The 13,353-nt window shown below is 58.9% G+C and carries 12 protein-coding genes and 1 pseudogene; 8 read left to right on the top strand and 5 right to left on the bottom strand.

Annotation, left to right across the window (positions count from 1 at the left end):
• The 6 genes and pseudogenes from AC1DH9_RS17195 to AC1DH9_RS17170 form a co-directional block, all read left to right on the top strand.
• Positions 1-271, top strand: a pseudogene (locus tag AC1DH9_RS17195) (insulinase family protein); the annotation flags it as partial.
• A 240-nt stretch (positions 272-511) separates the two neighbouring features.
• Positions 512-1,555, top strand: a complete 1,044-nt coding sequence (locus AC1DH9_RS17190; RefSeq protein WP_427542061.1) for a DUF5924 family protein — start codon at positions 512-514, stop codon at positions 1,553-1,555.
• Positions 1,556-1,609: 54 nt separating this feature from the next.
• Positions 1,610-2,755 carry an ABC transporter permease gene (locus AC1DH9_RS17185; protein ID WP_427542064.1) on the top strand — a complete coding sequence of 382 codons (1,146 nt, stop codon included), beginning with the start codon at positions 1,610-1,612 and terminating at the stop codon, positions 2,753-2,755.
• Entirely contained in the window at positions 2,752-3,555 is an 804-nt protein-coding gene (locus AC1DH9_RS17180) for an ABC transporter ATP-binding protein (protein WP_427531171.1), read from the top strand. Before AC1DH9_RS17185 ends, AC1DH9_RS17180 begins: the two co-directional genes overlap by 4 nt.
• Position 3,556: 1 nt before the next feature.
• A complete protein-coding gene (locus AC1DH9_RS17175; RefSeq protein WP_427542067.1) occupies positions 3,557-4,495 on the top strand; it encodes an MlaD family protein in 939 nt (312 codons plus the stop codon).
• Complete coding sequence (locus tag AC1DH9_RS17170) at positions 4,492-5,130, top strand: ABC-type transport auxiliary lipoprotein family protein (protein WP_427542070.1); 639 nt, start codon at positions 4,492-4,494, stop codon at positions 5,128-5,130. The genes AC1DH9_RS17175 and AC1DH9_RS17170 overlap by 4 nt, the downstream gene beginning before the upstream one ends.
• Positions 5,131-5,237: 107 nt before the next feature.
• Here the strand turns inward: AC1DH9_RS17170 and AC1DH9_RS17165 are convergent, their stop codons facing one another.
• From AC1DH9_RS17165 to AC1DH9_RS17150, 4 genes are all read right to left on the bottom strand, one after another.
• A complete protein-coding gene (locus tag AC1DH9_RS17165) occupies positions 5,238-6,467 on the bottom strand; it encodes a nucleoside recognition domain-containing protein (protein WP_054594959.1) in 1,230 nt (409 codons plus the stop codon).
• Between the two features lie 210 nt (positions 6,468-6,677).
• A complete protein-coding gene (locus AC1DH9_RS17160; RefSeq protein WP_477808475.1) occupies positions 6,678-7,664 on the bottom strand; it encodes a cation:dicarboxylate symporter family transporter in 987 nt (328 codons plus the stop codon).
• A gap of 772 nt (positions 7,665-8,436) precedes the next feature.
• A complete protein-coding gene (locus AC1DH9_RS17155) occupies positions 8,437-8,601 on the bottom strand; it encodes a DUF1328 domain-containing protein (RefSeq protein ID WP_071552569.1) in 165 nt (54 codons plus the stop codon).
• Between the two features lie 73 nt (positions 8,602-8,674).
• Positions 8,675-8,962, bottom strand: coding sequence for a hypothetical protein (locus AC1DH9_RS17150; protein WP_427542073.1), 288 nt, complete (start codon positions 8,960-8,962; stop codon positions 8,675-8,677).
• Between the two features lie 440 nt (positions 8,963-9,402).
• Between AC1DH9_RS17150 and algB the strand changes: the two genes are divergently transcribed.
• Complete coding sequence (algB, locus tag AC1DH9_RS17145; RefSeq protein ID WP_427542076.1) at positions 9,403-10,749, top strand: sigma-54-dependent response regulator transcription factor AlgB; 1,347 nt, start codon at positions 9,403-9,405, stop codon at positions 10,747-10,749.
• Positions 10,750-10,759: 10 nt separating this feature from the next.
• Positions 10,760-12,550 carry an ATP-binding protein gene (locus AC1DH9_RS17140; RefSeq protein WP_477808474.1) on the top strand — a complete coding sequence of 597 codons (1,791 nt, stop codon included), beginning with the start codon at positions 10,760-10,762 and terminating at the stop codon, positions 12,548-12,550.
• A gap of 7 nt (positions 12,551-12,557) precedes the next feature.
• Here the strand turns inward: AC1DH9_RS17140 and AC1DH9_RS17135 are convergent.
• On the bottom strand, positions 12,558-13,353 hold a 796-nt coding region (locus AC1DH9_RS17135; protein ID WP_477808473.1), incomplete at its 5' end, for an EAL domain-containing protein.

The following is a 13,353-nucleotide window of genomic DNA, read 5'->3' as shown; positions in this document are numbered from 1 at the left end:
GGCCTGGGCCGTGCAAGGCAACAGTGGACTGGCCGACTACTACTGGAGTGCCATTGGCGACTATGAGGACGGACATTTCGACGACCCGGCCAAACGCCTGCAAACAGTCACTCTGGACCAGGCCAACCAAGCCCTTCACAAGCTGCTCGATCAGCAGGGTTACATTCGCATCGAGAAGCCGCTGCTCAGTTATGACGAGGTGCTGTGGTTGCTGGGCGGGGTGTTGGGGTTGATGGCGCTGATGGGCTGGCGTATTCACCACAAGCAGTGAAAACACCACGATCCCTGTAGCAGCTGCCGAAGGCGGCGTTCGGCTGCGAAGCGGCCGTAAAATCAGACACCACATTTTTTCAGGTTAACCGTGAAGGCTGGATTCACGACTGCTGCGCAGCCGAACGCAGGCTGCGCCAGCTGCTACAGGGATTGCGTATTACCTGATGCTTTCTCGCAACATCAGAGTGCCAGCGTTATCCTGTCGGGGTTTTTACCCACGACAATTGCGAATCGCCGAATGCCTATCCTGACCCATTACGTAACGCGCATCCTCGAACTGATGAAGCGCTACCCCGGGGTCATTGCGCTCGGTGGCTTCATCTCAGGGGTCTGCAGTTTCATTTTGGTCGACCGTCAACAAAGCCTGGCGACCTGGATTGCGGTGATCATGCTGGTCAGCTGGCTCTGGCTGATGCTGGAAAACAGCCTGACGGAGCTGTTCACCAAAGTCTTCAAGCGTGAGATCCCACAGCCGTTGTTGCGCTATGCGACACAGATGATTCATCAGGAAAGTCTGTTCTTTGTCTTGCCGTTCTTTTTCATCACCACCACCTGGAACAGCGGGCAATTGGTGTTCACCGGACTGCTCGGGGCGGCGGCGCTGGTTTCGATCACCGATCCGCTGTATTACAAATGGCTGGCGCCGCGCCGCTGGCTGTTTCTGGCGATGCATACGCTGACGCTGTTTGCCGCGCTGCTGACCGCATTGCCGATCATCCTGAACCTGACCACCGATCAGAGTTTCAAACTGGCTCTTGGCACCGCGATGCTGCTGTCTTTCCCAAGCCTGGCGTCGATCTTTCCGATTCGCACGATCCGCGGCGGCCTGAGCGTGCTCAGCATCACCCTGGCCATCGGCTGCGCCGGCTGGTTGCTGCGTTCCTGGGTGCCGCCGGCCACGTTGTGGATGACGCAAGTGGCAATCAGCACACAACTACAAGACCGTACACCCGGCGACAGCCACAATGAAGTCAGCGTCGCCCAACTGCGCCCTGATGGTCTGTACGCCTACACCGCGATCAACGCACCGCGCGGGCTCGACGAGCGGATTTATCACGTCTGGCAGTTCAACGGCAAAGAGGTCGACCGCATCGCACTGGATATCCACGGCGGGCGCAAGGAAGGGTACCGGGCCTGGAGCCATAAACAGAACTTCCCCGGCAACCCGGCAGGCGACTGGCAAGTGCGGGTACTGACCGAAGACGGTCAGGTGATCGGCGTACTGCGCTTTGAGGTGACCGACGTCAGTCAAAACGGCACGACGCCGAGCGAGGCAAAATAACCGGGATCATGCTATTACGTAGCACTGCGTATCAGTCGAACAAGCACGGAGATTATGAGCAGCACGATTGCCGGCAATGCCCAACTCGATACTTCGAACACCCCTGCGCGGTTGCGGGTCACGGGTGACTGGACGCTTGTCCATTACGCCGACCTCAAACGCCTGAGCAACACTCTCAAAGGTCAGTACGACGACCGAACCCCCATCGACCTCAATGGCATCGGCGCGCTCGACACCGCAGGCGCCTCGCTGCTGGTCGAGCTGCTCGGTGCCGAACGCCTCGGCAAGTCCGCCGAACACCCCGATTGCAGCCTGTCCGCAGCCGACCGTGCGCTGCTGCAAACCGTCTATTGCTCGCTGACTGACTTCTGCATCCCCATCAAAGAGCCCGAAATCAGTGTCGGCATTCAACTGCTGACCCGCATCGGGCGCGCAGTCGATGCGGTCTGGCAGGACACGCTGCAACTGTTGGGGTTTGTCGGGCTGATTCTGGAAACCATCGCTCGCAGCCTGTTTCACCCCAAGCGCTGGCGGATCACGCCGATGATCGCGCACATCGAACAAACCGGCCTCGACGCTGCGCCCATCGTCGCCTTGCTGACCTTCATGGTGGGCGCGGTAGTGGCCTTCCTCGGCGCCACGGTACTCGCCAGTTTTGGTGCGAGCATTTTTACCGTGGACCTGGTGGCGTTCTCGTTCCTGCGTGAGTTCGGTGTGCTGCTGACCGCCATCCTGATGGCCGGGCGCACTGCCAGTGCCTTCACCGCGCAAATCGGCTCGATGAAGGCCAACGAAGAAATTGACGCGATCCGCACCTTGGGTCTCGATCCGATGGAGCTGCTGGTGGTGCCACGGGTGTTGGCGTTGCTGGTGGCGCTGCCGATGCTGACCTTTCTGGCAATGCTCTCGGGGATTGTCGGGGGTGGGGTGGTCTGTGCGATATCGCTAGGCATCTCGCCGGCGATGTTCCTGTCTTTGCTGCAATCGGACATCGGCGTTCAACATTTTCTGGTCGGCATGGTCAAAGCACCAATCTTCGCCTTTTTGATCGCCTCCATTGGTTGTCTGGAAGGCTTCAAGGTCAGTGGCAGCGCTGAATCCGTTGGCGCCCACACCACGTCCAGCGTGGTGCAGTCGATTTTCGTGGTGATCGTGCTCGATGCGGTCGCCGCATTGTTCTTTATGGAGATGGGCTGGTGAGTCGTTTACCCCGTGCGCCCTCCGAGGCGGTGATCGAAGTTCGTGGGCTGTGCAATCGCTTCGGCCGCCAGAGCGTGCATGAAAACCTCGACCTGGATTTGTACAAGGGCGAGATTCTCGCCGTGGTCGGCGGTTCAGGCAGCGGCAAATCGGTGTTGCTGCGCAGCATTGTTGGCCTGCGCCAGCCCAGCGAAGGCATGGTGAAGGTGTTTGGCAAAAACCTGCCGAGCCTGACAGAGCATGAACGCTCACTGGTCGAGCGACGCTTCGGCGTGTTGTTTCAGAAGGGCGCGTTGTTCTCTTCGCTGACCGTGACCGAAAACGTCGCCTTACCATTGATCGAGCACGCCGGCCTGAGTCGCAACGACGCCGAGCATCTGGCGGCGGTTAAACTGGCCTTGGCTGGCCTGCCGCTGTCGGCTGCCGACAAGTACCCGGCCTCGCTGTCCGGCGGCATGATCAAACGCGCGGCGCTGGCCCGCGCCTTGGCGCTGGACCCGGACATCCTGTTCCTCGATGAGCCGACCGCCGGCCTCGATCCGATCGGCGCCGCGGCGTTCGATCAGTTGATCCTGACGTTGCGCGATGCGTTGGGGCTGAGTGTTTTCCTGGTCACCCACGACCTCGATACGCTGTACACCATCACCGACCGGGTCGCGGTGCTGGCGCAGAAAAAAGTACTGGTGGCCGACGCCATCGACACCGTGTCGGAAACCGACGACGCGTGGATTCACGAATACTTCCACGGCCCACGCGGCCGCGCGGCGCTTTCGGCCGCTTCACAGCTCAACGAGGTATGACATGGAAACCCGAGCCCACCATGTATTGATCGGCCTGTTCACCGTATTGGTGGTGGCCGGTGCATTGCTGTTCGGCCTGTGGCTGGCCAAGTCCAGCGTCGACACCGCCTTCAAGGACTACGAGGTGGTTTTCAATGAGGCGGTCAGCGGTCTGTCCAAAGGCAGCGCGGTGCAGTACAGCGGGATCAAGGTCGGCGATGTGGTGACATTACGCCTCGACCCCAAAGACCCGCGCCGGGTATTGGCGCGGATTCGACTGAGCGGCGACACCCCGATCAAGGAAGACACCCAGGCGAAACTGGCGCTGACCGGGATTACCGGCACCTCGATCATCCAGCTCAGTGGCGGCACCCCGCAAAGCCCGGAGCTGGAAGGCAAGGACGGTAATTTGCCGGAGATTATTGCTTCGCCTTCGCCCATTTCACGGTTGCTGAACAACAGCGACGACTTGATGAGCAGCGTCAACCTGTTGCTGCATAGCGCCAACCAGATGATGTCGCCGGAAAACGTCGACCGTCTGGGCAAAACCCTCGAGAACCTGGAGCAAACCACCGGAAGCATCGCCGAGCAGCGCGGGGATCTTAGCCAGGCCATGCAGCAACTGGCGTCGGTAGGCAAACAGGCCAGCGCCACCCTGGAGCAGACGTCTGCGCTGATGCGTAACGCCAACGGTATGCTCAACGATCAAGGCAAACAGATGTTCGGCAGTGCCGAGCAGGCCATGAAGTCGCTGGAGCAGAGCAGCGCAACCATCAACAGCTTGCTGTCCGACAATCAGGATGCGCTGAATAACGGCATGCAGGGGCTCAACAGTCTGGCCCCGGCCATACGTGAGTTGCGCGACACCCTGAGTTCGTTACGCGCCATCTCTCGTCGCCTGGATTCCAACCCCAGTGGTTACTTGCTGGGCGGCGACAAGGATAAGGAGTTCACGCCATGAAACCCGTCTACCGCGCCTTTGCGCACTGCGCGCTGTTGGCAAGTTTCGCGCTGACCAGTGCCTGCTCGATTTTACCCAAGGCTGACCCCCAGGATGTCTACCGTCTGCCTGTCACGCCGAACGCCGCGTCTTCGATGCACGCCAACTCGGTGCCGTGGTCGCTACGTCTGTCTAAACCCCAGGCCAGCGACGTGCTCAACAGTTCAAAAATCGCCGTAATCCCTCAAGGCGACCTGATCAGCAGCTACAAGGCTTCGCGCTGGAGCGATCCTACGCCGACCCTGCTGCGCAATCGGCTGCTCGCCGGGTTTGCACAGGACGGCCGCGTACAGCGGCTCAGCACCGACGACAGCAACTTGCAGACGGATCTGGAGCTGAGCGGGAACCTGCAAGCGTTCCAGACGGAATATCAAGGCAACACCGCGCAAGTGGTCATTAGCCTGGATGCGCTACTGGTGCGTGGCAATGACCAGCGGATCCTCGCCAGCCGCCGCTTCGAAGTGCGCCAGCCATTGAGCGATGTGAAGGTGCCCGCTGTGGTGACCGGGTTTGGTCAGGCCAGTGATACGCTCACGGCGCAGGTGATTGCGTGGACGGTAGAGCAGGGGCAGAAGACCGCGACCATGAAACCCTGAGGTTCATGTGGGAGCGAGCCTGCTCGCGATGAGGGCATGACAGTAAAAACAATGCTGACTGACCCACCGATATCGCGAGCAAGCTCGCTCCCACAGGTTTTTCTGCCTCAGCCGAAGAACCAGTAGCAAACCCCGATCGCCCCCAGCACCCCGGCGAGTTCCGCCAACAGTGCGCAACCCACGGCATGTCGCGCACGCTGAATGCTCACCGCTCCGAAGTACACCGCCAGCACATAGAACGTGGTTTCGGTACTGCCCTGAATAGTCGCTGCCACCAGCGCCGGGAAGCTGTCGACGCCTTGGGTTTTCATGGTTTCGATCAGCATCGCCCGTGCAGCGCTGCCGGAGAACGGCTTGACCATCGCGGTCGGCAGGGCATCGACGAAACGCGTGTCCCATCCGGCCCATTGCACCAGATGGCGAATCCCGTCCAGCCCGAAGTCGAGCGCACCGGACGCCCGCAATACGCCCACCGCACACAGCATCGCGACCAGATATGGCAGCAGGTTCTTGGCGACATCGAAGCCTTCTTTGGCACCTTCGACGAACGCTTCGTAGACCTTGACCTTGCGCAGCGCGCCAATCACCAGAAACAGCATGATCATCCCGAACATCGTCAGGTTGCCGAGGATCGATGACAGGCTCGCCAGCGCAGTGGCTGAGAGCGCCGTCAACAGGGCCATGAAGCCACCCAGCAGCAACGCACCCGGAATCAGATAGGCCAGCACCACCGGGTCCCACAGTCGCAGACGCTGCATGAACGATACCGACAGCAGACCGACAATGGTTGAACAACTGGTCGCCAGCAAAATCGGCAGGAACACCAGCGTCGGGTCGGCAGCACCTTGCTGGGCGCGGTACATGAAGATAGTCACGGGCAGCAGGGTCAGGGACGAGGCGTTAAGCACCAGGAACAGGATTTGTGCATTGCTTGCGACCGTGGTGCTGGGGTTGAGCTCCTGCAACGCACGCATCGCCTTGAGACCAATCGGCGTAGCGGCATTGTCGAGCCCCAGGGTATTGGCAGCAAAGTTGAGGGTGATCAGGCCTATGGCCGGATGACCCGCCGGCACTTCGGGCATCAGGCGCAGGAACAACGGGCCCAGCGCCTTGGCCAGCCAGTCGACGATCCCGGCTTTTTCAGCGATCCGCAGAAAGCCCAGCCAGAGGGTCAGGGTGCCGAACAGCAACACCATGACGTCGACCGACAGCTTGGCCATGGCGAAGATGCTTTCCACCATCGTCGCGAAGATCCCGGCATTGCCGCCGATCAGCCACTGCGCGAGTGCCGAAACGGCCGCCACGATGAAAAAGCCAAGCCACAGGCCATTGAGCATCAGTCAAATCCCCCAGAAGATGCCGCGAATGATAGCGGGGTGGGGAGAAACGACAAACCCCGGATTTCTCCGGGGTTTGTTTGTGAGGACTGGTGCAGTTCACTGTGGGAGCGAGCCTGCTCGCGATGACTGACTGCTAGCCGACATTTATATCAACGGATCAACCGCTATCGCGAGCAGGCTCGCTCCCGCAAAAAGTTCAAACTTCACTCAGTTGCTGGTGATTTCGCCAGCCGGCAGCTTCTCTTTGCTGCGCCAGTGCGGCAGGGAGTTCCAGTAGCGCTGGCCCTTGGCGTCGTCGTACATGCCTTCCCAACGGGAGACGACCAGCACGGCCAAGGCGTTACCGATCACGTTCAGTGCGGTACGGGCCATGTCCATGATGCGGTCGACACCGGCGATGAACGCCAGGCCTTCCATCACCGAGAAGCCGAACAGGCGAGTGATCAGGCCCAACACCACGAAGGCGAAGAACAGGACAGCGACGTAAACCAGGATCACCAGTTTGGCCAGCGGCAGCAGGGAAGCGAAACCGAAGTTGGCAACGGTCACTGCGATCAGTGCGAACACGCCGATCGGGGCGTAGTTCATGATCATGTGAGTGACCTTGAACATGCTTTCCGAGACGCCCTGGAACATCTTCACCAGCGGCTCGCGCAGGTCCGATTGCAGGCTCGACAGACCAAGACCGAACAACACCGAGAAGAAGATGATCGGCAGCATCTCTCCACGCGCCATGGCGGCAAAGATGTTCGATGGAATCAGGTTGAGGATGGTTTCGATGAACGCGTGTTCATGCTGAACCTCGGCCGCGGTCGCCTGGTACTTGGAGATATCCACAGTACCCAGGGTGCTCATATCGATGCCGGAACCCGGGTGGAACACGTTGGCCAGCACCAGACCGACCAGAATGGCGATGGTGGTGACGATTTCGAAGTAAATGATGGTCTTGAGACCAATGCGCCCGAGCTTCTTCGCATCGCCTACACCGGCAATACCGACGACCAGCGAGGAGATCACGATCGGGATCACGATCATCTTGATCAGACGGATAAAGATATCGCCCGCCGGTTGCAGGACGTTACTGATCCACCAGGCTTTTTCCGCACTGAAGTGGTTGAGCAACGCGCCAATTGCAATGCCCAGTACCAGACCGATGAGGATCTGCCAGGCGAGGCTCAGCTTTGCCTTTTTCATATCATTACCCTTTTCTTATAAATGGATTCGGGAAGATGCACAAACTGGAACGCTCAAGGCGGAAAAGTCAGCGCATCTGCCCCCGGATAAAGTCGCCTGGAGCGCGTAATTACAGCTCTCTGGCAGATAAAAAAGGCGCAACTATTCCGATGCACGAGAGCGACGTCTAATGCCGTAAACGCCTACCCTATGCCGAATCGGCATGAGATTTTTCAAACCAAACCGCCGTCCCAACCGGTTCGAATACGACATTTCGGCAGGTATAAGTGCCGTGAACCGGCCATCGCAGAGGAGATTGATCGTTTTTTGAGCAACGGAATATGGACAAAAACCAGAGAGAAATCCTACGCGCCGTAGTGAAATGGGAGCAGGAATCACCGCCAAATTTCTCGATATACGGTCGCCCGAAACACTGCGAAATGCTTTGTGAAGAACACTGATGGTTTTTTGCCGGCTGGCGCAGCGATAAAAAATCGCTGGGAAGCTCTAGGTCAACGCTTTGCACATATAAGCGCGCCGCAGATTTGTCACGTCATGATTGACGGTCAAATACGCGGCGCTGCTTTTCCTGACCCGGCCCTTGCGCGGGCACTCCCTGTACCCGTAGGTCACTCCGATCCTGAAGCAATCAGAACGTCCCGGCCCCTTGGCCATGCGCGCACCCTCCTCGGGTGGGCGCAGAGGAAAAAGGCATTGCTGACCTCCTTCGTTTTTCAAACCCGGTACCTGTTCGGGTCTGTCTTCAAGCAAATGCTCACGATCAGCCTCGACATCAGCCTCGACCGCGACGGCCAAAGATGAACGAAGCAATAAACATCACCAGGAACACGACAAAGAGAATCTTGGCGATACCCGTGGCGGTGCCCGCGATACCACCGAAGCCCAGTACGGCAGCGACAATGGCAATAATCAAAAATGTGATTGCCCAGCTCAACATGGTGATTCTCCTTACGCTTCTATTAAGAGGTGCAGCTATTCCCGGCACATGAACATCGCACCAAGCCAGTTACCTAGAACACCCAACGGTCCTGACGCAGCGCCACGGCACCCGGTTCGGCCGGGTCCACACTCATCATTCTCATTGAGGCTGCATCAGCAGGCCGACTGCCGACCGCACTGAAATGGGTTTGGGTCAAGTGATGAGTCGGCGCAATCGCTGCCTCCGGCTGCTGGCTTTGTTCCCAACGCAAGAATTGCTGGCCTCCGATCAAAGTGATCAGCAAGGCAAACACGGCAAACATCCCTTGCTGGATAGTCAGTGGCGAGATACGCAATTGGGTGGCACGTTGGCGAATCATCCGAAACTCCTCCCACACTGTTAGTTATTGGTCTGGGGGCGCTCTTTCTTGAATGCCCCGCTTAACCAGACCATTGCAGCCTGCATGCCAGCGCCTTCACTGAAATAAGCTCAATAAAATCAAATAGATATTTCGATTAACAAAATGCATTCGGACGCATCCTGCACGATGGCCCCCAGAGGATCGTGCGTAATGCACGATCGGTTTGCAGGAAATCGAAACTTTTTGGAATGTATGAAGGGATATGGATGTCAGAAAAAGAGGCGGGAAAACGCCGGGGCCGTCGTCGCAGAAACAAAAACGATTTAAATCATATAGTTAATAGAACTTCGAACAGACAGCTACCCCATTCTGATGAGAAGCGCTCAGAATCAACCATGCAACTTGCCCGATTTTTCCGAGACTAAATTAAGAGCATTCATTTAAGGAGCGTAGGAAAAATGGAATCAGCCAAAGAGCATCAAGGCCGCATTTTGCTGGTGGATGACGAATCCGCCATCCTGCGCACTTTTCGCTACTGCCTGGAAGACGAAGGCTATACCGTCGCCACCGCCAACAGCGCAGCCCAGGCCGACGCCTTGTTGCAACGACAGGTCTTCGACCTGTGCTTCCTTGACCTGCGCCTGGGTGAAGACAACGGTCTCGACGTCTTGGCGCAAATGCGTGTGCAGGCGCCCTGGATGCGCGTAGTGATCGTCACCGCACACTCGGCCGTAGACACCGCCGTCGATGCGATCCAGGCCGGTGCCGCCGACTATCTGGTCAAACCTTGCAGCCCCGACCAATTGCGCCTGGCCACCGCCAAACAACTGGAAGTGCGCCAGCTCTCGGCACGCCTTGAAGCCCTCGAAGGTGAAGTCCGCAAACCCAACGATGGCCTGGACTCCCACAGTCCGGCGATGAAAGTCGTATTGGAAACCGCCCGCCAGGTCGCCAGCACCGACGCCAACATTCTGATACTCGGCGAATCCGGTACCGGTAAAGGCGAGCTGGCCCGGGCCATTCACGGCTGGAGCAAACGCGCGAAAAAATCCTTTGTCACCATCAACTGCCCTTCATTGACAACCGAGCTGATGGAGAGCGAACTCTTTGGCCACAGCCGCGGGGCGTTTACCGGTGCCAGCGAAAGTACCCTCGGCCGAGTCAGTCAGGCCGACGCAGGTACATTGTTTCTTGATGAGATCGGCGATTTCCCGCTGGCCTTGCAGCCCAAACTGCTGCGCTTTATTCAGGACAAGGAATACGAAAGGGTCGGCGACCCGGTGACCCGTCACGCCGATGTGCGAATTCTTGCCGCCACCAATCTCAATCTCGAAGACATGGTCCGCGACGGCCGTTTTCGCGAAGACCTGCTCTACCGGCTGAACGTCATCACCTTGCACCTGCCGCCACTACGCGAACGCGCCGAGGACATCCTGGCCCTGGCCGACCGCTTCCTCGCGCGTTTCGTCAAGGAGTACGCGCGGCCTGCTCGTGTCTTCAGCGACGAAGCACGCGAGGCGCTGCTCGGCTATCGCTGGCCAGGCAACATCCGCGAACTGCGTAATGTGGTTGAACGAGCAAGCATCATTTGCCCACAGGAGCGAGTCGAGATCAGCCATTTGGGCATGGCCGAGCAAACCACCAGCAACACCCCCAGAATCGGCGCGGCGCTGAGCCTGGATGAATTAGAGAAAGCCCACATCGGTGCGGTACTGGCCAGCGCCGGGACCCTCGATCAAGCGGCCAAGACCCTGGGTATCGACGCCTCGACGCTGTACCGCAAACGCAAACAGTACAACCTGTGAGCAGCACCTTATGAAGCTGGCGATGAAGTTGCGCACACGGCTGTTTCTGAGTATCTCGGCACTGATCACCGTGGCGTTGCTCGGCCTGATACTCGGGCTGGTCAGCGTGATGCAGATAGCCAGTCACCAGGAAGCGCTGATCCGCGACAACTTCATCACCCTGGATCTGGAACTCAAGCTGCGCCAGACCCTGGACGATCAGTTGATCAACATGCTCAGCATAAAGCCCGACCTTGAGGCACTCGAATCCTCTGAACGGCGCTACTTCGAGCTGCTGGATCAAGGCATCGAGCACGAAAACAGTTTCAATGGCGCGCATCACGGCTTCGAGCAGGCCCGCACGGACTACCTGTCCTTTCTCAAAGCCTTCAGCCTCACGCAGGAACCGTCCGGCAAGCTCGCCGGCAATCGGGACCTCACCGAAAAGTTCAACGTGCTGCGAAACGGCCTGATCGCCGAACACAAACAGGCTCTGGACAACATCGACGATACCCAGCGCAATGCCCGCGAACATGCGCTGCTGATTGCCGGTTTGCTTGGATTGGTCGGGTTGGCGGTACTGGTCATCGGTTTCATCACCGCTCACGGCATCGCCCGGCGCTTCGGTGAGCCGATCGAGGCACTGGCCAAGGCCGCGGATAACATCGGTCAGGGTAACTTCGATGTCACCCTGCCGATTTCCCCAGCGGTGGAACTGACCCAGCTCACCCGGCGCTTCGGGATCATGGCCGAAGCCTTGCGCGAGCATCAGRCAACCAATGTCGATGAACTGCTCGCCGGTCAGCAACGCTTGCAAGCCGTGCTCGACAGCATCGATGACGGTTTGCTGATGATTGATCGTCAGGGCCAGCTGGAGCACCTTAATCCGGTCGCACAGCGTCAGTTGGGCTGGGACGAAAGCCGCCTGGGCCAAGGCCTGGGCACCGCGCTCAAACGGCTGGAGCTCGATGAACAACTACAAACGATACTGCGCGGCGGAACACTGGAGCGTGCGCCTGAAGACCTGGGCATCGAAGTCGATGGCGAGTCACGACTGTTGACCTACAGCCTGACGCCGGTCATTCATCCCCAAGGGCATATCCTCGGCGCCGTGATGGTGCTGCACGATGTCACCGAGCAACGAGCCTTTGAACGGGTACGCAGTGAGTTTGTACTGCGCGCCTCCCACGAGTTGCGTACCCCAGTCACCGGCATGCACATGGCCTTCGGCCTGTTCCGCGAGCGCGCGCACTTTGCCGATGACTCTCGCGAAGCCGACCTGTTGAACACGGTGAATGAGGAAATGCAGCGTTTGATGCAGTTGATCAACGACCTGCTGAACTTCTCGCGCTATCAGAATGGTCTACAAAAACTCACCCTGGCGCCGTGCAACATCGATGACCTGCTGGAGCAGGCACAAGGGCGTTTCGCCGAGCGGGCCAATGAGCAAAGCATCGAGCTGCTGGTGGAAGTGCACACACCACTCCCGCGACTGCAGGCCGATCAGGCGCAACTCGACCGGGTGCTGGACAACCTGATCGACAACGCGCTGCGCCATACCAGCCACCATGGGCAGATACGCTTGCAGGCTCGCCGGCACGGCGAACGGGTGATCGTCAGCGTCGAAGACAATGGCGAAGGCATCGCCTATGGCCAGCAGGGGCGGATTTTCGAACCCTTCGTTCAGGTCGGGCGCAAGAAGGGCGGCGCCGGGCTCGGTCTGGCATTGTGCAAGGAGATCGTGCAACTGCACGGCGGTCGCATGGGCGTATATTCCCGGCCGGGGCAGGGCACTCAGTTCTATATGGCACTGCCACTCTAACGGGAGATCACGCCTCGTCATCCAGCCGCCGTGACGCCAACCGACGGCCTCGGGTGATCAGTTCAATGAACTGCGCCGCAGTCAAGGCATGGGCGAACAACCAGCCTTGGCCGTAATTCACTCCCTCACTGCTCAGCAACGCGGCCTGGGCTTCATGTTCGATACCTTCGGCAATCACCTTGAGCTGCAAGGCGTGCGCCATGCGAATGATGTGCGGCGCCACGCCGCTGCTGGCGGCGTCGTGGCCCAGCGCATCAATGAAAGCCTTGTCGATTTTCAGGYAGTCCACTGGCAGGGTTTGCAGATAAGCCAGGCTGCAATAACCGGTGCCAAAGTCGTCGATCAACACTTGATGCCCGGCGTCGCGCAATGCTTGCAGGTTCTCCCGCGCGACCACCACATCGATCAACCCCCGCTCAGTCACCTCAAACGCGATCTGCCGCGCAGCGACCCGGTGCGTGGCCAGCAAGCCTGCCATGACTTGGCCGACCCGGGGCACCATGACGTCGCAGGCCGCCAGGTTGACCGAAATATACAACTGCGGGTTGGCGCGAAGTAACTTGCCGAGCTGTTCAAGCAATCGCTGCAACACAAAGTCAGTGATCTGACGGATCTGCCCGGAGTCTTCCGCCATGGGAATAAACAGATCCGGGCTGGTCAGCGTGCCGTCCGGCCGACGCCAGCGCAATAAGGCTTCGGCACCGACACAATGACGGTTCTTAAGATCGAAGATCGGCTGATACAGGACCTGTAACTCGCCACGCTTGAGGGCTCCCTGCAACTCACCGCCCAACGATTGCCGT

The organism is Pseudomonas sp. 05T35 (assembly GCF_056396605.1).
Note: the sequence above shows the minus strand (reverse complement) of the source record. Positions and strands in the feature narration are given on the sequence as shown.